The sequence below is a fragment of the Aromatoleum sp. genome (assembly GCF_032027225.1).
In the GTDB taxonomy this organism is placed as follows: Bacteria; Pseudomonadota; Gammaproteobacteria; order Burkholderiales; family Rhodocyclaceae; genus Aromatoleum.
In genome coordinates, this window is record NZ_JAVSMM010000001.1 from 177,814 (window position 1) to 199,219 (window position 21,406).

Here is a 21,406-nt window from a genome sequence, read left to right on the forward strand (position 1 = left end):
CGCTTAGGCCTTTCCGTCGTCACCGATGAGGAGCTTCGTATCCGCGAGGAACTTGTACGGCGGGATCTCGAGGTTGTCCGGCGCCGGCATGCTGCGATAGACGCGCCCGGCGAGGTCGAACAGGGAGCCGTGACAGGGACACAGGAAACCGCCGGCCCAGTCGGGCCTCACACCGCTCTCGGCGCCGACCTTGAACTTCTCGCTCGGCGAGCAACCGAGGTGCGTGCAGATGCCGACCGCGACGAGGTATTCCGGCTTGACCGATCGGTACTTGTTTTGCGCATACTCGGGCTGCATCGGCTTTTCGGAACCCGGATCGCTGACCAGCGACTCGGTCTTGTCGAGCGAGGCGAGCATTTCCGGCGTCCGCCGCAAAATCCACACCGGCTTGCCGCGCCACTCGACCGTCATCATCTCGCCCGGTGCGAGCTTGCTGATGTCCGCCTCGACCGGGGCGCCAGCAGCCTTCGCACGTTCCGACGGCGTCAAGCTGGCGACGAACGGCACTGCGGTCGCGACCGCGGCGACGCCACCGGCGGCCGACGTTGCGACAAGCAGTTGCCGACGGCCACTGTCCATCTTCTGATCCACGCTCATGACATCATCCCTGAAAGGAAACCTGTTTCCGGATACAAAAAACCGCCGGATTCTACCAAACTGCCCGCAACATAAAAAGCATATCCGTGAAAGGTGTTTGCGGATCATGGCCTTAGCATTGGGCGCGCGATCGAAAATCCTTGCGGAACAAGGTCTTTTTTGTGCGGGACAGCAGCGGCGCGGCGCGCGGGGCCGCGGAAACGGAATTCAGAGACGCCGACGTTCGATCAGCGCCTGGGCGATGGTGCCGGTATCGGTGTGTTCGAGCTCCCCGCCCACCGGCACGCCGCGGGACAAGCGACTGACCCTGACCCCGCGCGCCGCGAGCAGTTCGGCGATCATGTGGGCCGTCGCCTCACCCTCGTTCGTGAAGTTCGTCGCGAGGATGACCTCTTCGACCACGCCATCGGCCACGCGCGCGAGCAGCTTTTCAAGCCCGAGCTCACGCGGCCCGATGCCATCGAGCGGCGACAGCCGGCCCATCAGCACGTAATACATCCCGTTGTACGCGTGGGTCTGCTCCATCATCGCGAGGTCGGCGGGCATTTCGACCACGCACAGCAGCGACGCGTCGCGCTGGGGATTCGCACAACGCTGGCAGATTTCGCTTTCGGTGAACGTGTTGCAGCGCTCGCAGTGACGCAGCACCGCGAGCGCATTGCCGAGCGCGCGGGCAAGCCGTCCGGCCCCGCGCTGGTCCCGTTGCAGCAGGTGATAAGCCATGCGCTGCGCGGATTTCGGGCCGACGCCGGGCAGCCCGCGCAACGCTTCGATCAGCTCATCCAGACTCGAAGGCGACATTCAGAACGGCAGCTTCATCCCGGGCGGCAGGTTCAGCCCGGACGTGAAGCCGGCCATCTTCTCCTGCGTCGTCGTCTCGACCCGGCGGACTGCGTCATTGACGGCTGCGGCGAGGAGGTCTTCGAGCATTTCCTTGTCGTCCATCACCGAGTCGTCGATCGTGACGCGGCGGACGTCGTACTTGCACGTCATCAGGACCTTGACCATGCCAGCGCCCGACTGCCCCTCGACTTCGACCGAGGCCAGCTGCTCCTGCATTTTCTTCATGTTTTCCTGCATTTGCTGGGCCTGTTTCATCAGCCCGGCGATTCCGCCTTTCATCATTGCTTGATTCTCCGGAAGAGGGATTCAAAGAGGTTTTACCGATGCTTCCACGAGGGACGCATCGAATCGTTCGATTAGTTCGCGCACGAACGGGTCGCGTTCGAGCGCCGCGACGGCCTCGACGTGACGCGCGCGCTTTTCCATCTGGTCGCGCTGGGCCGGCGTCTCGCCCGCGATCGCGCCGGTCTCGATCCTGAGCCGCAACGGCCTCTCATAAAAGGCGCTGAGCGCGTCCTGGAGGCGGTCGGCGAGCGTGGGGTTCATGCCGAGGAGGTGGCGATGGGTTTCGGACAGCCGCAGGCCGACGACGTCATCGGCAAGCCCGATCCATTCGCAGTGCTGTGCGAGTTCCCGCACCATGCCGCCGAGGCCGAGCGAGCGGACGGTCGCGTGCCAGTCCGCGGCACCGGAAGCGGCCGACGGCTCCGGCAGCAGGTCGCTCGATTCCGGGGAAGTCTCGGCCACGGCTCGCAAGGAATTCGCGGACTCGGTCGCTCCCGCGTCGATCGCGTGCGCGGTCGCAACGGTCTCGTGCCGAAGCTCCGATTGCCCCGCAGCGGTCGCCGCAGCGACTGGCGTTGCGGAATCCGTGCGCGCCGCAGTGGTCGCCTCCCGCCCTCCCGCGCGGCTCTCACCGAGCAGGCCCTCGGGCGGCAGATCCTCCCATGGCGGGACCGAATTCGACGGCCCGCTTGTGTCATCGAGGGCCGAAGCCGCACCCGCTGAGCGTCCGGTGTTGCGCGGACTTGCCGTGCCCTCGTCGCGGCCGTGCAGTGTCTCCGGCCGATGGGTCGGGCTGGCAGTGTTCGCCGCGCGCGGCCCATCGTCGCTTACAGACGGAACCGCCGGTCGCGCCCGCTCTGCAATCGGCTTCACGCCATCGACAGAACCCGCTGGCGTGTTGCGCTCTCGCTCGCTCGTCCCTGCGTCCTGCGGAACGGTGCGCGGCGAGCGAGCCGACGGCCCGCTGCGAGCGCCTCCCGCGCCCCCCCCTCCCTCGGCAGCGCCGGGGCTTCCGAGGGGTGCCGGAGACTCGGGACGGAAGGCGTGCAGACGCAGCAGGCTCATCGTGAAGCCGGCGTAGTCGTCCGGGGCGAGCGAGAGCTCGTCGCGGCCGTGGATCGCGATCTGGTAGGCGAGTTGCAGGAACTCGGCATCGAAGGCCTGCGTATAAGGCAGGAGGCGTTGGCGCTCTGATTCGTCGGCAATCGCCGCCTGCGCGAACTGCGCGAGCGCGATACGGTGGAGCAGCGATGCGAGGGCCTGCAGTGCGGCATCGAACGACAGGCTGCGTGCCTCCATGCGATCGGCCACCGCGAGCATCGCCGAGACATCGCCCGCCGCGAGCGCATCCAGCACTGCGTACAGATGGTCGTCGCCAACCGTGCCGAGCATGTGCGTAACCTGCTCTTCCTCGACCTTGCCGGAGCCATGCGCGATCGCCTGATCGAGCAGCGACAGCGCGTCGCGCATCGAGCCGCCCGCCGCCTTCGCGAGATGGCGCAGCGCCGGCGCCTCGAACGGCACGTCCTCGGCGGCGAGAATGCCGGCGAGATGATCGACGATATGGCCCGGCGGCATCTGCTTGAGGTTGAACTGCAGGCAGCGGGAGAGCACCGTGACCGGAATCTTCTGCGGGTCGGTCGTCGCGAGGATGAACTTGACGTGCTCCGGCGGCTCCTCGAGCGTCTTCAGCATCGCGTTGAACGCATGCCCGGTCAGCATGTGGACTTCGTCGATCATGTAGACCTTGTACCGCCCCTGCACCGGCGCGTAGACCGCCTTGTCGAGCAGCGCTGCCATGTCTTCGACGCCGCGGTTCGAGGCCGCATCCATCTCGACGTAATCGGGGAAGCGGTCGGCGTCGATCGCCTGACACGCGGCGCATTTCCCGCAGGGTTCGGCGGTGACGCCGGTTTCGCAGTTCAGCGCTTTCGCGAGGATGCGCGAAATCGTCGTCTTGCCGACGCCGCGCGTACCGGTGAACAGCCACGCATGGTGCAGTCGGCCGGTCGCGAGCGCGTGACTGAGCGCCCGGACGACGTGCTCCTGACCGATCAGCGTGGCAAAACTCTTCGGCCGCCACTTGCGCGCGAGAACCTGATAACTCATGGCGGAATTCTAGCAGAGCGCGCCGGTCGCTCCGTCGCGCAGATCGCGCGCCCTCCCAGCTAGTCACCCGGTGCGTCGGCGCACGAACGGATCGGAAGTTTTCGCTGTGCGGAAAGTTGTCCTACCCTTCCAACGTGAATTTCGCGGTGAAGCCGCGCGCCCGCGATTCGCGCCCGGCGCGCCGCCAGATGGGAACGACAGCCGGGATCGTCGATCAGATAACGGCGAAGGCGCGAAGCACGGCACGGCGCTTGCCCAGACCAAGGCCGTATGCCGACGCGCGGCGGAGATTGGAGGGGGAACGGCATGAATAGAGATATTCCGAGCCCGACCGGCTGGATGGATTCGGGTCCGGCGTCCGCCGGCTTCGCCGGCCATGCGAACGGGGTTCAGCTCCTGGCCGGCCTTCTGGGCCAAGCCGACGTGCGCATCGGCGGCGATCGGCCGTGGGACATGCAGCTCCACCGCGCCGAAGCCGCCGACCGGATCCTCGCCGGCGCGAGCCTCGGGCTCGGCGAGACCTACATGGACGGCGACTGGGATGCGCCGGCCCTCGACGAATTCATGCACCGCATCCTGCGCGCACGGCTCGACGAGAAGGTCCACGCCCCGGGCCTCATGTGGCACGTGCTCCGCACCCGCCTGCTGAACCTCCAGAACCCCCGCCGCGCACGACAGGTCGGCGAAGTCCATTACGACCTCGGCAACGATTTCTTCGAGGCGATGCTCGACGCGCGCATGGCCTATACCTGCGGTTACTGGGCGGCAGCCGAAGACCTGGACGCCGCGCAGGAGGCGAAGCTCGATCTCGTCTGCCGCAAGCTCGGCCTCGACGCGGGCATGCGCCTGCTCGACATCGGCTGCGGCTGGGGCAGCCTGATGAAGTTTGCGGCCGAACGCTACGGCGTCGAATGCGTCGGCGTGACGATCTCGAAGGAGCAGGCGGAGTACGGGCAGGCGCGCTGCAACGGCCTGCCGATCGAGTTCCGGCTGATGGATTACCGCGAGATCGACGAGCGCTTCGACCGGATCGCGAGCCTCGGGATGTTCGAGCACGTCGGGCGCCGGAACCTGCGAACCTATTTCGAAGTCGCGCGCCGCTGCCTCGCTCCCGACGGACTCTTCCTGTTGCATACGATCGGCAACAACTTCCGCAACTTCCCGCCCGATCCTTGGATCGACCGCTACATCTTTCCCAACGGCGACCTGCCGTCGCTGGGGCAGATCGCCGACGCGAGCGAGCGCCTGTTCATGATCGAGGACGTACATAACTTCGGCGCCGATTACGACCGCACCTTGATGGCGTGGCACGAGCGCTTCGAAAACGCGTGGCCGCGATTCGCCGAACGCTACGGCGAGCGGTTCCGCCGCATGTGGTCGTATTACCTGCGTGCGTGCGCGGGTACGTTCCGCGCAAGGACGACGCAGTTGTGGCAGATCGTCCTGTCGCCGGAGGGCGTCGCCGGCGGATACAGACGGCCGGCCTGATAGTAGATCGATCACCCGGCAGCCGCTGGCCGCAGATCGAGCGCCACTCGCTCTTTGTCGGGCGACACGCGTACGCCCTCCCGCACGTTCGCACGCGTACATGCGCGCCCGCCTCGCCCTTCGCCCTTCGCCCTTCGCCCTTCGTCATGTGCCGCCTTCCGCCTGCCGCAGCTACCTGCCGTCTGCGGCTGCCGCTTGCCGCCTCCGCCAGTGGCGTGCAAGGCGCGGACACTGGTCTGATAAGGCGAGTACGGCTTTGGCGAACCGGACGAGCCAGGCCGGGGGCGGGCCGTTTCAGGAACGGCGGCGCAAGAAGAACTGGCGCGGGTAATCAGCGGAGCGCACGACAGTTGGCTCACGGACCGTCCTTAGCCGCTCGACCGACGTAGCGGGCGACGATCGGCGTATTCTATGGCGAAAAACTATTGACCTATTCTTTACATTCAATTGGAGCTATTACACCCCGAATCCCATACTTCGACAGAGGCTATGGACGGGTTGCGGCGTTCGTCGTTGCGACGCTGTCCGGCCTCGTCGAGCCGCTCGCGGCGCTGGCTGGGTCGCTGATGGTCGCGCAGGCCGAAGCGCTTTTGCCGTGGGGCCTTGCCGCGGCGGCCGGCGCGATGCTCTTCGTCGTGTGCCACGAGATCATCCCCGAGTCGCGCCGCCGCGGGAACGAGATCCTGGGAATGACGGGAGTGGTCGTCGGCTTCGTGGGGATGGCGGTAGTGGGGCGCATGCTGTCGTGACCCGTCATCTGCCGATCGAAAGCGTTTGCGGATGAGGACGGACGACACGGGGATTTCCGGTCACGCCGGCAGCGGCCACCAAATCTGAGGACGGGAAACCGCGGCCGTCGAACTGCAGTGCTTCACAGACGCCAACGCCGAAAATCGCTGCGAGACGGTTCGCCCCGAAATCGCGACACCGGAAATCGCGGCATCGGTGTCTCGACATCGGTGTCTCGACATCGGTATCTCGACATCGGTATCTCGACATCGGGATCTCGATGTCGAAATCTCAACACCGGAATTTCGGCATCGGGAATCGCGGCGTCGCAAATCGCGCCCCCCGAAAACCGCTCATCGAAACGACGAAGGGCGCCTCGTTAGCAAGGCGCCCTTCGCATCGTTGTTGGGGTGGCGAGCCCGACCCCCGGCACTTGCAGGGAACGGCTGTGGCTGCTGCCTTCCGGCCCTGACCAGGTTCACCGCGCTGCAATGCGGGGAGACCCGCCACGGCCGTGATTGTACCAGTTGTTCCGGTCCGTCCGGTAGAAACGGCCCCGAAAGTTTCGGGACGCACAAAGCCGCGAATCGCGGATGCGGAAAAGCCGGTGTTGCGCGGCGAACGGGGCAAGCCCTGCGCGCACGGAGTCGATCGGATCTCGGCGGCACGGTCAGGCCCGGGACACGAAGCGGGCGCGCCGATCTTTCCGCGCTGCCGAGCCGAACGGCCCGTCGCATTGCTTGTTCTTCTGCCACCCAGCAAAACCGTCTTCAGCACGGGCACTCTCGTCCCATACCTCGCCGGCCTCACCAAATCCCATGAACCGACGGCGGACATGAAAACGGCGGGTTTCCCCGCCGTCGCAATCCGTCACGTCAGAGCGCTCAGCCCTTCAGTTCCGGGAAATCCTCTTCGAAGAACTCCAGCGCGCCGCGCTCGGACGAGGCGTCCTTGCCCTGCTCGCTCTTACGCAGGTCGACGCGGCGGATCTTGCCGGAAATCGTCTTCGGCAGATCGGAGAACTCGATGCGGCGGATGCGCTTGTACGGCGCCAGCTTGTCGCGCGTGAAGGCGAAGATGTCCTTCGCGAGCTCCTTGGTCGGCTCGAAGCCGGGAGTGAGGATCAGGTAGGCCTTCGGCACCGAGAGGCGCACCGGGTCCGGGCTCGGCACGACCGCGGCTTCGGCGACCGCCGGGTGTTCGATCAGCACGGATTCCAGTTCGAAGGGGCTGATGCGATAGTCCGACGCCTTGAACACATCGTCGGCGCGTCCGACGTAGGTGATGTAGCCGTCCGCGTCGATGCTCGCGACGTCACCCGTATGGTAATGACCGTTGCGCATGACTTCCGCCGTTTTATCGGCATCTCCGGAATAACCGAGCATCAGGCCTACCGGGCGCTTGGCGAGCACCAGCGACACTTCGCCCTCTTCGGCGGGTTGGTCCTCGGCGTCGAGCAACGCGATCGTGTAGCCGGGCAGCGGACGCCCCATCGAGCCCAGCTTCAGCTTCTGCCCCGGGGTGTTGCCGATCTGGCACGTCGTCTCGGTCTGGCCGAAACCGTCGCGGATCGTGATGCCCCACGCCTTCTTCACCTGGTCGATGACTTCGGGGTTCAGCGGCTCGCCGGCGCCGATCAGCTCGCGCAGGTTCGTCTTCACCGCCGCGAGGTCCTGCTGGATCAGCATCCGCCACACGGTCGGAGGCGCGCACATCGTCGTGATCTCGTACTTCACGAGCACGTCGAGCAGCGCTTTCGCGTTGAAGCGGTTGTAGTTGTACAGGAACACGCAGGCACCGGCGTTCCACGGTGCGAAGAAGCAGCTCCAGGCGTGCTTCGCCCAGCCCGGCGAGCTGATGTTCATGTGACGATCGCCCGGCTGCAGGCCGATCCAGTACATCGTCGACAGGTGGCCGATCGGGTAGGACTGGTGGCTGTGCTCGACGAGCTTCGGCTTCGACGTCGTGCCGGAGGTGAAATACAGCAGCAGCGGGTCGGTGACGCGCGTCACGCCCTCGGCCTTGAATTCCTGCGACGCGTCGTACGCGTCCTCGAACGACAGCCAGCCTTCGGTGGCGCCGCCGACGCTGACGCGCGTGTAGCTGCCGGCGAGCGTCGTGAACTTGTCGGTGTGCGCCTTGCCGATGACGACGTGCTTGACCTGGCCGCGTTCGAGGCGGTCGGAGAGGTCGTCCGGCGTCAGCAGCGTCGTCGCCGGGATCACGACCGCACCCAGCTTGATCGCGGCGAGCATCGTTTCCCACAGCGGGACTTCGTTGCCGAGCATGATCAGCACCCGGTCGCCGCGCGCGACGCCCTGGCTGCGCAGCCAGTTCGCGACGCGGTTCGAGCGGGCCGACATCTCGGCGAACGACAGCTTCGCCTCGCAGCCGTCTTCCTCGACGATCCACAGCGCAGGCTTGTCGTTGCCTTGCGCCATCGCGTCGAAGTAATCCAGCGCCCAGTTGAACTCGGTGAGCTGCGGCCACTGGAAACCGTCGTATGCGGTCTGGTAGTCCGTGCGATGGGCGAGCAGGAAGTCACGCGCCTTCAGGAATTCGGCTACTGCGGTCATGGGTTCTCCTTTCCCGTCGAATTTCCGCGCCGCGCTCCTGCGACCGTCGCCTCTCGCGAGAACGGCCGCCTCCACTCTCGCGGCGTGGGGCTAGTAATTGGAATGATCTGCTGCCGGTGCAGCAGCGGGCGCTATTGTGACGTTGACGTCAACGTCACGCAATAACAACGCACGCCGCCCGACTCCGTCCCGTCGCCTCTGCCGCCCCGACTCGCGGCATCGCCCGACCATCAAGGTCGCCACCTTCCTACGGCGGCGGAAATCCCCGCATCGGTCATTGTCCTAGGATCCTGAGCACTCCCTCCGAGCGTGATTACTCTTCGGGCGTCGGCGATACAGCAGGGCTCACCGACTCACCAAACAAGCGGGGCAGCGAAGACTGCCTTCATCTGGAGCGAGACATGAAACCGCATTCCCTCACGGAAGGCCATCCCGTCGCGTCGTCCGCGATCCGGCCTTCGGCCGGCAGAGCCCGGCTTCGCCCCGGGACCACACCCGAAACGTCCGGCGCACCTTCGCAACCACGCACTTCCCGGCCCGCCTGAGCGGTACCGCGATCGTTCGTCCGCAGAGACGGCATTTCAAGACAAGAAACGGAATCACCTGGAGGAAGACACCATGCAGCATGCAGCCACGACCCAGGACGTACAGGACGTGCAGCACGAAACGTCGCCCGCGACGCTGAAGCGGGCGGTCGCCGCGTCGGCGCTCGGCAACGCGACCGAGTGGTTCGATTACGGCATCTACGCGTACGGCCTCACGTACATCTCGGCCGCGCTGTTTCCGGGCAGCACTACGGAAGCGACGCTCTTCGCGCTCGCGACCTTCGCGATCTCGTTTCTCGTCCGCCCGCTCGGCGGCCTGTTCTGGGGGCCGCTCGGTGACCGGCTTGGGCGCAAGCATGTGCTCGCACTGACGATCCTGCTGATGTCGGGCGCGACGCTCGCGGTGGGCCTGCTGCCGTCGTTCGAATCGATCGGCTGGTGGGCACCGGCGCTGTTGATCGTGCTGCGGATGATCCAGGGCTTCTCGACCGGCGGCGAATACGGCGGCGCCGCGACCTTCATGGCCGAATACGCGCCCGACAAGAAGCGCGGTTTCTACGGCAGTTTCCTCGAATTCGGCACGCTCGCCGGTTTCTCGCTCGGCGCGTTCCTGATGCTCGGCTTCTCGCTCGCGCTCGGCGATCAGGCGATGCACGAGTGGGGCTGGCGCCTGCCCTTCCTCGTCGCCGCGCCGCTCGGCCTGATCGGTCTGTACCTGCGCTCGAAGATCGAGGACACGCCGGTATTCAAGGAGCTCGCAGAAGCCGAGACGAGCGAGGAGACGAACTGCGTCGTGCTGAAGGACCTCCTCGGCGGCTTCTGGAAGCAGCTGCTGCAGCTCGGCGGCCTCGTCGTCGCGCTCAACGTCGTCAATTACGTGCTGCTCGCGTACATGCCGACCTTCATGAAGACGCAGCTCGGCATGAGCGACAACCTGTCGCTGCTCGTCCCGCTAGTCGGCATGCTGATCATGATGGTGTTCCTGCCGTTCGCCGGCTCGCTGTCGGATCGCGTCGGGCGCAAGAAGGTGTGGTGGTTCTCGCTCATCGGCCTGTTCGTCGCCGCGATCCCGATGTTCCAGCTGATGGAGCAGAGCGCGGCTGGCGCGCTGCTCGGCTTCGCGGTGCTCGGCGTGCTGTACGTGCCGCAGCTCGCGACGATCTCGGCGATGTTCCCGGCGATGTTCCCGACCCACGTCCGCTACGCCGGCATGGCGATCGCGTACAACGTATCGACGTCGCTGTTCGGTGGCACTGCGCCGATGGCGAACGACTGGCTGATCGGCGTGACCGGCAACCACCTCGTCCCGGCGTATTACATGATGGCCTCCTGCGTCGTCGGCGCGATCGCGCTGCTCTTCGTCGTCGAGACCCGCGGCTGCTCGCTGCGCGGTCGCGGCATCCCCGGCGCGGCGACGCGGCGTGATGGGCGCCTCGCCAGCGATGTCGCCGGCGTGCAGCTGCACGAGGCGCTCGCCGCGACGAAGTAAGCGCGGCGGACCGCCACCTCAGTCCCCCCTCGCTTCGGCTCGTCGACTCCGGTCGGCGGGCCGAAGTTTTTTTCGTTTTCCGCGTCCCGGGCGTCGCGCACTTTGTAATAGGACATTCGGCGCGACACCTCTCACGACTAGACTGGATTGTGTCGCGACAAGCCGCGACCCCGATGCAGCGCCACCTCGCACTGCCCCGTCCCCAGCCCAGGACCGAGAGACATGGACCAGGACATTCGTCCGATCGATCTTTTCCGTGCGCGAGCGCGCCTGCGCGGCCACGTGCTGCACACGCCGCTCGTGCCTTCGCCGAGCCTGTCGCGCGTCGCCGGCAGCCCGGTGCATCTGAAGCTCGAATGCCGGCAGACGACCGGCAGCTTCAAGCTGCGCGGCGCGACCAACGCGCTGCTGAAGCTCGACGACGCCGCGCGCGCGCGCGGTGTCGCCGGCGTCTCGACCGGCAACCACGGCCGCGCGCTCGCCTACGCCGCGAAGCGCCTCGGCACGCGCGCGGTGATCTGCATGTCGCGCCTCGTGCCGGCGAACAAGGTCGAGGCGATCCGCGCGCTCGGCGCCGACGTGCGCATCGTCGGCGCGAGCCAGGACGAGGCCGACCTCGAAGTGGCGCGCCTCGTGCGCGAAGAAGGTCTGACGCTCGTGCCGCCGTTCGAGCACCCGGACGTGATCGCCGGTCAGGGCACGGTCGGGCTCGAACTGCTCGACGACCTGCCCGACGTCGACACCGTGCTCGTGCCGCTGTCGGGCGGCGGCCTCCTCGCCGGCGTCGCGCTCGCCCTGAAGACCGCATCGCCGCAGATCCGCGTCATTGGCGTGACGATGGAGCGCGGCTGTGCGATGCACACCAGCCTCGCCGCCGGCCGTCCGGTGCAGGTCGAGGAGGTCGAGACGCTCGCCGACTCGCTCGGCGGCGGTATCGGCCTCGACAACCGCTACACCTTCCGCATGGTCCAATCCCTCGTCGACGACACCGTGCTCGTCTCGGAGGACGAGATCGCCGACGCGCTGCGGCACGCGTACCGCGAGGAGCAGGTCGTCGTCGAGGGCGCCGGCGCGGTGGGCATCGCCGCGATCCTCGCCGGCCGCGTGCGCGCGACCGGGACGACCGCGATGATCCTCAGCGGCGCGAACATCGACATGGATCTGCACCGCCGGCTCGTCTGCGCCGGCGAACGCAGCGACGACCGGCCGGCCGGGAGCGCCGGCTGATGTCCGCACCCGTTGTCGCGCGGGGCGCAATTCCGTTCGGCAACCCAGCTCCCCGCGAGGCGAGTCCGATGATGGAACAGTGGCGCAAGGCGCTCGACGCGGTCCGCGGCGGCGAGTCGAAGTACAAGATCCTCGTCCAGGCGATCGCCGCCGACATCGAGAACGGCACGCTGAAGGAAGGCACGCGCCTGCCGCCGCAGCGCGAAGTCAGCCAGCAGCTCGGCATCAGCGTGCAGACGGTCACGAACGCGTACAAGGAACTCGAACAGCACGGCGCCATCCGCTGCGAAGTCGGGCGCGGCAGCTTCGTCGCGAAGCGCGTCACCGAGAAGGTCGCGACCTATATGCTCGACCGCGCGGAAGGAGCGGTCGTCGACTTCTCGATCGCGCGCATCGTCTACACGCCCGAGCACGACCGCATCTGGCGCGAGACCTGCTCCGAGCTCGCGCTCGAGCCCGACCAGCCGTGGATGCGCGCGTGCCGTCCGATCGCCGGCTTCGAGCATCACCGTGCGGCCGGCGTCGAATGGCTCGCCGGACTCGGCGCGAAGGCGGCGGTCGACACGCTGCTGATCACGAACGGCGCCTCGCACGCGATCTTCCTCGCGCTCGCGTCGCTCGTGAGCCCCGGCGACGTCGTGCTGTGCGAGAACTTCACCGACCACGGCGTGATCGGCTCGGCGCAGGTGCTCGGCTTCACGCTGAAAGGCCTCGACACCGACGAGCACGGCATCCAGCCGGACCATTTCGAGGACATGTGCGCGAACGAGCGCATCGCCGCACTCGTCTGCACGCCGACGCTCAACAACCCGACCGCGACGATCATGCCGGACTCGCGCCGCCGCGCGATCGCGCGCATCGCCGAGCGCTACGGCGTCTACGTGATCGAGGACGACGTGTTCGGCCCGCTCGTCGCGCAGCATCCGCCGCCGATCACGACGCACCTGCCCGAACTCGGCTTCTACTGCACGAGCTTCACGAAGTCGGTGATGACCGGGCTGCGGATCGGCTACCTCAACATGCCGAAGCGGCTCGCGCTGCGCGTAGAGAGCATATTGCGCGTCAATAGCTGGATGGCCGCGCCGCTGCTCGCCGAAGTCGCGACGCGCTGGGTCGTCGATGGCAGCGCCGCGTATCTCGCCGAGCTGCAGCGCGAAAAGCTCGCGGTTCGCCACGCGATGGCGAAGGCGCATCTCGGCGAATTCATCCTCGGCGACCACCCGTCGTCGCTGTCGACATGGATCGGCATTCCGAAGCACTGGCAGCTCGACAGTCTCGTGCAGCAGCTGCGCAACCGCCTCGTCGCGGTGACTTCGCCGGATCCGTTCCTCGTGTTCGGCACGCCGCGGCCGAACGCATTGCGGCTGTGCCTCGGTGCCGAGGACAGCGACGCGCGGGTCGACGGTGCGCTGTCGACGATCGCGACGGTGTTCCGCCAATACCCGCAGGTGCACGACTACCTGTGATGCCCTAGGACGTTTCTCGGCCCGGCGATCAAATGCGGTTCGGGCTGAGCTTGTCGAAGCGTCTGGCTCCCCTCTTCGACGGTCTGAAGGCGAACGCCTGTAATTGCTTGCCGGTTTGACGGCCCGATGTCCTGTTCGCCTGCTCGCGGCGTCGGGACCGTAAGCGTTCCCGTCCCGCCTCCGCGACGCCTGCGCGTCGTCCTCCGCACCACGCCCCGACATTGTCCTTCCCATTGCACTAGGACACCAGGACGGATCATTTCCCGCCCCTACACTCGTTTCCACTGCCCCGAGGCACGGGGTGCGAACCCAATCCGAGTGAAGAGGCGTCAATGTCCAAAGTCATTCTGTTGAGCGAAGCGGATCTGCGCGCCTGCGTCGCGCTCGATCTCGCCGCGGTCGATTGCGTCGAGGACGCGTTCCGCCGCCTCGCGACCGAGCCGGTCGTGATGCCGCCGATCCTGCGGCTCGACATCGTCCAGAACAACGGAGAGGTCGACGTCAAGACCGCCTACCTGCCGGGGCTCGACAGCTTCGCGATCAAGGTCAGCCCGGGCTTCTTCGACAACCCGAAGCTCGGCCTGCCCAGCCTCAACGGCATGATGATGCTGCTGTCAGCGCGCACCGGGATCCTCGAGGCGCTGCTCCTCGACAACGGCTACCTGACGAGCGTGCGCACCGCCGCCGCAGGCGCGGTCGCGGCCCGCTGGCTCGCGCGCGAGGATGCACGGCGCGCAGCGGTAATCGGCGCCGGCGCGCAGGCCCGGCTGCAGCTCGCAGCGCTGAAGCTGGTGCGCCCGATCGAAGCGGCGAGCGTGTGGTCGCCGAACGCGAGCGAGGCGCGCCGCTACGCCGACGAGATGAGCAAGACGCTCGGCATCGCGATCACTGCATGCGCCGACATCGACACCGCGCTCGCCGGCGCCGACGTCGCGATCACGACGACCCCGTCGCGCGAACCGCTGATCGAAGCCCGCCACCTGCGCCCCGGCCTGCACATCACCGCGATGGGCTCGGACGCCGAGCACAAGAACGAGATCGCCCCGGCCGCGATCGCCGGCGCCACCCGCTACGTCTGCGACCGCCTCGCGCAGGTGCGCGTGCTCGGCGAGCTGCACCACGCGATCGACGCCGGCGCGGTTAGCGCCGACGCGAGCTTCCCCGAGCTCGGCCAGGTGATCGCCGGTCAGGTCGCCGGCCGCACGAGCGCCGACGACGTGACGATCTGCGACCTGACCGGCACCGGCGCGCAGGACACCGCGATCGCGACCTTCGCGTTCGAACGGGCCCGCACGAGCGGCCGCGGCACCCCCTTCGAAGCCTGAATTTCCCACGGAGCAACATCGACCATGCCCCAGAACATCCCCCTGCCCTTCGAGCGCGCCGAGTACGCCGAGCGCCTCGCGAAGACGCGCGCCGCGATGGACGCGCGCGGCATCGACGTACTCGTCGTCACCGATCCGACCAACATGGCGTGGCTGACCGGCTACGACGGCTGGTCGTTCTATGTGCACCAGTGCGTGCTCGTCGGCCCCGAAGGCGAGCCGGTGTGGTACGGCCGCGGCCAGGACGCGAACGGCGCGAAGCGCACCGCGTACGTCGCGCTCGAGAACATCATCGGCTACCCCGACCACTACGTGCAGTCGACCGAGCGCCACCCGATGGACTACCTCGCGACCGAGGTCATCGCGGCGCGCGGCTGGCAGGCGAAGCGCATCGGCGTCGAGATGGACAACTACTACTTCTCGGCGGCCGCGTACGCGGCGCTGCAGAGGCATCTGCCGCAGGCGCGCTGGGTCGATGCGACCGCGCTGGTGAACTGGCAGCGCGCGATCAAGTCGCCGCAGGAGATCGCGTACATGCGCAACGCCGCGAGGATCGTCGAGCGGATGCAGGCGATGATCGTCGACACGATCGAGCCGGGCATGCGCAAGAACGAGCTCGTCGCCCGCATCTACGCGACCGGCATCGAAGGCGCGGACGGCCACGGCGGCGACTATCCGGCGATCGTGCCGCTGCTGCCGACCGGCTCGGACGCCGCCGCGCCGCACCTGACCTGGGACGACAGCCCGATCCCGGCCGGCGCCGGCACCTTCTTCGAGATCGCCGGCTGCTACCGCCGCTACCACTGCCCGCTGTCGCGCACGGTCTATCTCGGCCGCCCGCCGCAGCACTTCATCGAAGGCGAGAAGGCCGTCGTCGAAGGCATCAACGCCGGCCTCGACGCCGCGCGTCCCGGCAACACCTGCGAGGACATCGCGAACGCGTTCTTCAAGGTGCTGAAGAGCTACGGCATCGAGAAGAACAGCCGCTGCGGCTACCCGATCGGCGCGAGCTACCCGCCGGACTGGGGCGAGCGGACGATGAGCCTGCGCCCCGGCGACCGCAATGTGCTGCAGCCGGGCATGACCTTCCACTTCATGCCGGGGCTGTGGCAGGACGACTGGGGCCTCGAAATCACCGAGAGCATCCTGATCACCGAGACCGGCGTCGAGACCTTCTGCAACACGCCGCGGAAACTGTTCGTCAAGGACTGATGCGATGAGCGCGGTAAAACCTTCCCCGATCAGCGCGAGCGTCGACTTCGAGCGCGACGGCGTGCAGCACGGCTTCCTGAAGCTGCCGTACTCGCGCGACGAGGCCGCGTGGGGCGCGGTGATGATCCCGATCACCGTAATCCGCAACGGCCACGGGCCGACGGCGCTCTTGACGGGCGGCAACCACGGCGACGAATACGAGGGCCCGGTCGCGCTGACCAAGCTCGCGGCGACGCTCGCTGCCGAGGACGTGCGCGGCCGCGTGATCGTGCTGCCGTTCATGAACTACCCGGCGTTCCGCGCCGGCACGCGCACCTCGCCGATCGACCGCGGCAACCTCAATCGCAGCTTCCCCGGCAAGCCGGACGGCACGGTCACCGAGAAGATCGCGGACTACGTCGAACGCCACCTGCTGCCGCTCGCCGATTTCGTGCTCGACATCCACTCGGGCGGCAAGACGCTCGACTTCCTGCCGTTCGCGGCGATCCACGTGCTCGACGACAAGGACCAGGAATCGCGCTGCGAGGCCGCGATGCAGGCCTTCAACGCGCCGTACTCGATGCGTCTCCTGGAGCTCGACAGCGTCGGCATGTTCGACACCGCCGCGGAGTCGGCGGGCAAGGTCTTCGTCTCGACCGAGCTCGGCGGGGGCGGCAGCGCGACCGCGAAGAGCATCGCGATCGCCGACCGCGGCGTGCGCCAGTTCCTGGTCCACGCCGGCATCTGCGACGGCCGCATCGAGCGGCGCGAGACGGTCGTGCTCGACATGCCCGACAGCGACTGCTACGTGACGAGCCTGCACGACGGCCTGCTCGAGATGTGCCACGACCTCGGCGCGCGCGTCGACAAGGACGAGGTGATCGCCCGCGTGCATGACGTCACGCGCAGCGGCGAAGCCCCGATCGAATACCGCGCGCGTCGCAGCGGCATCCTCGCCGCGCGCCATTTTCCCGGCCTGATCGGCCGCGGCGACACCCTTGCGGTCGTCGCCGAAATCGTCGGCTGATCGACCAGCCGCCCCCTGAACACCTTCCAAAGGAGAAACCAGAAATGAGCGAAATCCACAACAACGGCACCGCCGCCGTATGGGCCGGCGAGGAGCACCTCTTCGCCGAAGGCGCGATCTGCCTGCCGGTCTTCAACTCGGTGACCTTCGGCTACGACGACATGAGCGAGTGGTTCGACGTCGCGCTCGGCAAGAAGAAGGGCCACATCTACTCGCGCAACACGAACCCGACGGTGCGCCCGCTCGAGGAGAAGATCCGCATCCTCGACGGCGGCGAAGAGGCCACGAGCTTCTCGACCGGCATGGCGGCGATCAGCAACACACTGTTCACGCTGCTCTCCCCGGGCGACCGCGTCGTCGCGATCAAGGACACCTACGGCGGCTCGAACAAGATCTTCATCGAGTTCCTGCCGAAGATGAAGGTCGACGTATGCCTGTGCGACACGAGCGACTTCGAGATGATCGAAGCCGAGGTGAAGAAGGGCTGCAAGGTGCTCTACCTCGAGACGCCGACGAACCCGACGCTGAAGATCGTCGATATCGAGCGCCTGTCGAAAGTCGCGCACGCGAATGGCGCGGTCGTCGTCGTCGATAACACCTTCGCGACGCCGATCAACCAGCGTCCGCTCGACCTCGGCGCCGACCTCGTCGTCTACAGCGCGACGAAGTTCCTCAACGGCCACTCGGACGTCATGGGCGGGCTGGTCGTCGGCAAGAAGGCGCTGGTCGACCGGATCTTCCATTACCGCGAGATCACCGGCGCGACGCTGCACCCGCACTCGGCCTACATGATCCTGCGTGGCATGAAGACGCTGGAGCTGCGCATCGAGCGCCACAACCAGAACGCGATGCGGGTCGCGACCTATCTGTCGCAACACCCGAAGGTCGAGCAGGTGTTCTACCCGGGCCTCGAGACGCACCGCAACCACGCGATCGCGAAGAAGCAGATGCGCGGCTTCGGCGGCATGCTGAGCTTCTCCCTGAAGGGCGGCTTCGACAAGGTCGTGACGGTGCTCGAGAACATCAAATACGCGCACAAGGCCGCGAGCCTGGGATCGGTCGGCACGCTGATCGGACCGCCGCGCACGACCAGCCACGTCGAGCTGACCGAGCAGGAACGCGCGAACGCCGGCATCCCCGAGAGCCTCATCCGCTACTCCGCCGGCATCGAAAACGGCGACGACCTGATCGCCGACCTCGAACAGGCGCTCGCCCGCATCGAGTAAGCCCGCAATCAAATACAACCGTTCGCCCTGAGCCTGTCGAAGGGCGGCGCCAAGGCTTCGACAGGCCTGTCCTGAGCGCAGTCGAAGGGCTCAGCCCGAACGGTAGTTGGTTTCCACCCGGCAGCGCCGCGGTCTTCGCGCCGCGCGCCCTTTCGCCGCCCGGCGGTCCACGCGCCCGGCGGCGTTTTCTTTAGTCGAGGAGGTCCGGCGATGAGCCAGATCGTTGAAGTGAAAGTGCCCGACATCGGCGATTTCACCGATGTCCCGGTGATCGAGCTGTTCGTCAAGCCGGGCGATTCGATCAAGGTCGACGAGTCGATCTGCGCGCTCGAATCCGACAAGGCGACGATGGACGTGCCGTCGTCGGCAGCGGGCGTCGTCCGCGAAGTGCTGATCAAGGTCGGCGACCGCGTCGGCGAAGGCGCGGTGCTGCTGAAGGTCGAGGCCGAAGGCGCCGGGGCCGCGCCGGCGGGCGCGGGCGAAGCGAAGGCGGTCCCGGCCGCTGCCGCACCGGCTCCCGCGTCCGCGGCGGCGGCCCCCGCTCCGACCGCCGCGAAGCATGCCGGCGGCGCGGACATCGAGTGCGACATGCTCGTGCTCGGCGCCGGCCCCGGCGGCTACTCGGCGGCGTTCCGCTCGGCCGACCTCGGCCTGAAGACCGTCATCGTCGAGCGCTATGCGACGCTCGGCGGCGTGTGCCTCAACGTCGGCTGCATCCCGTCGAAGGCGCTGCTGCACGTCGCCGCGGTCATCGACGAAGCCGAGCACCTGGCCTCGGCCGGCATCAAGTTCGCGAAGCCGGAAGTCGACATCGACGCGCTGCGCGCGCACAAGGACAAGGTCGTCGGCAAGCTCACCGGCGGCCTCGCGGGGATGGCGAAGGGCCGCAAGGTCGAAGTCGTGCGCGGCTTCGGCACCTTCCTCGACCCGAACCACGTCGAAGTCGAACTGACAACAGGCGCGGGACAAGACAAGACCGGCGAGAAGAAGGTCGTCAAGTTCCGCCAGTGCATCATCGCCGCCGGTTCGTCGGCGGTGCGTCTGCCGTTCATCCCGCAGGACCCGCGCATCGTCGATTCGACCGGCGCGCTGGAACTGCGCTTCGTCCCTTCGAGGATGCTCGTCATCGGCGGCGGCATCATCGGCCTCGAGATGGCGACGGTGTACTCGACGCTCGGCACCCGCGTCGACGTCGTCGAGATGCTCGACCGGCTGATGCAAGGCCCCGACGCGGACGCGGTCAAGGTGTGGGAGAAGCAGAACGCGCACCGCTTCGACAACGTGATGCTGAAGACGAAGACCGTCGCAGTCGAGGCGAAGGACGACGGCTTGTGGGTGAAGTTCGAAGGCGAGAAAGCACCCGCCGAGCCGCAACGCTATGACATGATCCTGCAGGCGGCCGGTCGCAGCCCGAACGGCAAGAAGATCGGCGCCAACCGCGCAGGCGTCGTCGTCACCGACCGAGGCTTCATCGAAGTCGATGCGCAGCTGCGCACGAACGTGCCGCACATCTTCGCGATCGGCGACGTCAATGGGAATCCGATGCTCGCGCACAAGGCGGTGCACGAGGCGCACGTCGCGGCCGAAGTCGCCGCCGGCGAGACGCAAGGCAAGTCGGAGCTTGCCCGGTCCGCGTTCGACGCGACGGTGATCCCGAGCGTCGCCTATACGCATCCGGAAGTCGCGTGGGTCGGTTACACGGAAGACCAGGCGAAGCAGGAAGGCCGCAAGGTCGAGACCGCGAAGTTCCCGTGGGCGGCTTCCGGCCGCGCGATCGCGAACGGCGCCGACTACGGCTTCACGAAGCTCGTCTTCGACGCCGAGACGCATCGCGTGATCGGCGGCGCGATCGTCGGCCCGTCGGCCGGCGACATGATCGGCGAAGTGTGCCTGGCGATCGAGATGGGCGCCGACGCGGTCGACATCGGCAAGACGATCCACCCGCACCCGACGCTCGGCGAGACGATCGGCATGGCCGCCGAAGTCGCGCACGGCAGCTGCACCGACATTCCGCCGGTGCGGAAGAAGTAAGCAGCTTGCAGCAATGAGAACGGGGGCGCCTTGGCGCCCCCGTTTCGTTTCGGTCCGGCGGTCACCGGGCCGACCGACTCGCTGCGGCTCGGCATCGCCGTCCGATTCAGCGCGACGCTCCGGCGCCCGTCAGCAGATCCGTTCCCACAGGCTCGTTTCCTCTTCGAGCCGGTCGAGTTCGAGCCCCTTGAAATCGCCCCGCGACACGATGCCGACGAGTTTGCCGTCGCGGACGATCGGCAGATGCCGATATCCACCGTCGCTCATCATCCGCAGCGCGTCGATCGCCGTGCGCTCGCACGCGATGACGTCCGGGTCCGGTGTCATCACTTCGGTGACGGGCGTCGTCGTGTCGCAGCCGTCCGCGATCGCGCGAACGACATCGCGTCCCGTGACGATGCCGACAAGCCGTCCGCCGTCGAGCACCAGCACGGCGCCGATGCGGCGTTTCGCCATTTCGTCGCAGGCGAGCCGGACAGTGTCGGCGGGCCCGACGACGACCGGGTCGTGATCCTTCGCAATCAGGTTCAAGCATCGGTTTGTCATGATTTCCTCCCGCGGTCGACTGGTTCACCTCAAGACTAGCCCAATCCGCCGTCCGGGGGGCGTCACAACGCCCCAACCCTGACATTTATCAATTTGAAAACATGTAGTTACAGTCTGCAAGGCGATTATCGCGCCGCCTGGTGGCAGATCCGCCGAATTGGACGGGAGTGGCCGGCCGACCGACTCGCTGGCCGCTCGGGTCGCGACGCTTGTACTTAAGCTTGTCGCCTTCGCGCGGAAGTCTTCAGAGTTGAAAAGTCCGCTCGCGCCGGACGTCTCGCACGCCTCACACTCGCCTGACCGAACTGACGTCGCCACTGCCCTTGTTCTCGACTCGCGGCCCCTCCACGGTTTACGCGGCGATCATTGCGCGGTCCGACGTACGGCCCGTCCCCGTCCCGTCTCGCGCCGGATTCCCCAACCCGGTTTCACGTCGGGCTCGCCTTTGCGTCGATACCTGTATATATTTACACCTACACAGAGATGCTGCTGAATGAGCGCGACAAGGAGACCACGATGGACCGCTGGATCAACCACTTGCTGATGGGATGCGGGAGCTGCGCCGGCCTGCTGCTCGGAACAGGACGTATCGTCGAGGGGGTCAGTCTCGCCCTCGTCGCGATCGGCGCGGTGTGGCAGCTGCGCCGTCAGGCGAAGCTCGCCGCGTCGGAGGAGTGCTGAGGCCTGACTCCCGGCCGCGCTCGCC

The 21,406-nt window shown here is 67.1% G+C and carries 17 protein-coding genes and 1 other RNA gene; 11 read left to right on the top strand and 7 right to left on the bottom strand.

Going from position 1 to position 21,406, the window contains the following annotated elements:
• Positions 1-3: 3 nt before the first annotated feature.
• The 4 genes from petA to dnaX all read right to left on the bottom strand — a co-directional run bounded on the left by petA (position 4) and on the right by dnaX (position 3,834).
• On the bottom strand, positions 4-597 hold the full coding sequence (gene petA / locus ROZ37_RS00800) for a ubiquinol-cytochrome c reductase iron-sulfur subunit (protein ID WP_312656710.1): 594 nt from the start codon (positions 595-597) through the stop codon (positions 4-6).
• A gap of 207 nt (positions 598-804) precedes the next feature.
• Entirely contained in the window at positions 805-1,398 is a 594-nt protein-coding gene (gene recR / locus ROZ37_RS00805; protein ID WP_312656712.1) for a recombination mediator RecR, read from the bottom strand.
• Positions 1,399-1,722: a YbaB/EbfC family nucleoid-associated protein gene (locus ROZ37_RS00810; RefSeq protein ID WP_312656714.1), complete on the bottom strand. Its 324-nt coding sequence runs from the start codon at positions 1,720-1,722 to the stop codon at positions 1,399-1,401.
• 24 nt (positions 1,723-1,746) lie between these two features.
• The gene (dnaX, locus tag ROZ37_RS00815; protein WP_312656716.1) at positions 1,747-3,834 is read right to left on the bottom strand and encodes a DNA polymerase III subunit gamma/tau; all 2,088 of its coding nucleotides are present in this window, start codon (positions 3,832-3,834) and stop codon (positions 1,747-1,749) included.
• A gap of 306 nt (positions 3,835-4,140) precedes the next feature.
• Between dnaX and cfa the strand changes: the two genes are divergently transcribed.
• Both cfa and ROZ37_RS00825 read left to right on the top strand, forming a co-directional pair.
• A complete protein-coding gene (gene cfa, locus ROZ37_RS00820; protein WP_312656718.1) occupies positions 4,141-5,322 on the top strand; it encodes a cyclopropane fatty acyl phospholipid synthase in 1,182 nt (393 codons plus the stop codon).
• A 425-nt stretch (positions 5,323-5,747) separates the two neighbouring features.
• Complete coding sequence (locus tag ROZ37_RS00825) at positions 5,748-6,071, top strand: ZIP family metal transporter (protein ID WP_312656720.1); 324 nt, start codon at positions 5,748-5,750, stop codon at positions 6,069-6,071.
• A 389-nt stretch (positions 6,072-6,460) separates the two neighbouring features.
• Here the strand turns inward: ROZ37_RS00825 and ffs are convergent.
• Together ffs and ROZ37_RS00835 are read right to left on the bottom strand one after the other, a co-directional pair.
• Positions 6,461-6,559: signal recognition particle sRNA small type (ffs, locus tag ROZ37_RS00830), an RNA gene on the bottom strand.
• A 376-nt stretch (positions 6,560-6,935) separates the two neighbouring features.
• Positions 6,936-8,627 carry an AMP-binding protein gene (locus ROZ37_RS00835; RefSeq protein ID WP_312656722.1) on the bottom strand — a complete coding sequence of 564 codons (1,692 nt, stop codon included), beginning with the start codon at positions 8,625-8,627 and terminating at the stop codon, positions 6,936-6,938.
• Positions 8,628-9,245: 618 nt separating this feature from the next.
• Here ROZ37_RS00835 and ROZ37_RS00840 point away from each other — a divergent pair.
• The 8 genes from ROZ37_RS00840 (at position 9,246) to lpdA (ending at position 20,154) form a co-directional block, all read left to right on the top strand.
• Entirely contained in the window at positions 9,246-10,661 is a 1,416-nt protein-coding gene (locus ROZ37_RS00840; RefSeq protein WP_312656724.1) for an MFS transporter, read from the top strand.
• A 222-nt stretch (positions 10,662-10,883) separates the two neighbouring features.
• Entirely contained in the window at positions 10,884-11,888 is a 1,005-nt protein-coding gene (gene eutB, locus ROZ37_RS00845; RefSeq protein ID WP_312656726.1) for a hydroxyectoine utilization dehydratase EutB, read from the top strand.
• On the top strand, positions 11,888-13,354 hold the full coding sequence (locus tag ROZ37_RS00850) for a PLP-dependent aminotransferase family protein (RefSeq protein ID WP_312656728.1): 1,467 nt from the start codon (positions 11,888-11,890) through the stop codon (positions 13,352-13,354). Before eutB ends, ROZ37_RS00850 begins: the two co-directional genes overlap by 1 nt.
• A gap of 332 nt (positions 13,355-13,686) precedes the next feature.
• Positions 13,687-14,679: a cyclodeaminase gene (locus tag ROZ37_RS00855; protein WP_312656730.1), complete on the top strand. Its 993-nt coding sequence runs from the start codon at positions 13,687-13,689 to the stop codon at positions 14,677-14,679.
• A gap of 24 nt (positions 14,680-14,703) precedes the next feature.
• Entirely contained in the window at positions 14,704-15,891 is a 1,188-nt protein-coding gene (gene doeA / locus ROZ37_RS00860; RefSeq protein WP_312656732.1) for an ectoine hydrolase DoeA, read from the top strand.
• A gap of 4 nt (positions 15,892-15,895) precedes the next feature.
• Positions 15,896-16,897, top strand: coding sequence for a N(2)-acetyl-L-2,4-diaminobutanoate deacetylase DoeB (doeB, locus tag ROZ37_RS00865; RefSeq protein WP_312656734.1), 1,002 nt, complete (start codon positions 15,896-15,898; stop codon positions 16,895-16,897).
• A gap of 44 nt (positions 16,898-16,941) precedes the next feature.
• The gene (locus ROZ37_RS00870; RefSeq protein WP_312656735.1) at positions 16,942-18,123 is read left to right on the top strand and encodes a cystathionine gamma-synthase family protein; all 1,182 of its coding nucleotides are present in this window, start codon (positions 16,942-16,944) and stop codon (positions 18,121-18,123) included.
• 210 nt (positions 18,124-18,333) lie between these two features.
• Positions 18,334-20,154, top strand: coding sequence for a dihydrolipoyl dehydrogenase (gene lpdA / locus ROZ37_RS00875; protein WP_312656737.1), 1,821 nt, complete (start codon positions 18,334-18,336; stop codon positions 20,152-20,154).
• Positions 20,155-20,283: 129 nt separating this feature from the next.
• Here lpdA and ROZ37_RS00880 read toward each other — a convergent pair whose 3' ends face one another.
• Positions 20,284-20,700: a CBS domain-containing protein gene (locus ROZ37_RS00880; RefSeq protein ID WP_312656739.1), complete on the bottom strand. Its 417-nt coding sequence runs from the start codon at positions 20,698-20,700 to the stop codon at positions 20,284-20,286.
• A gap of 516 nt (positions 20,701-21,216) precedes the next feature.
• On the opposite strand from ROZ37_RS00880, the gene ROZ37_RS00885 reads away from it, so the two are divergent.
• The gene (locus ROZ37_RS00885) at positions 21,217-21,381 is read left to right on the top strand and encodes a hypothetical protein (RefSeq protein ID WP_312656741.1); all 165 of its coding nucleotides are present in this window, start codon (positions 21,217-21,219) and stop codon (positions 21,379-21,381) included.
• Positions 21,382-21,406: the final 25 nt, after the last annotated feature.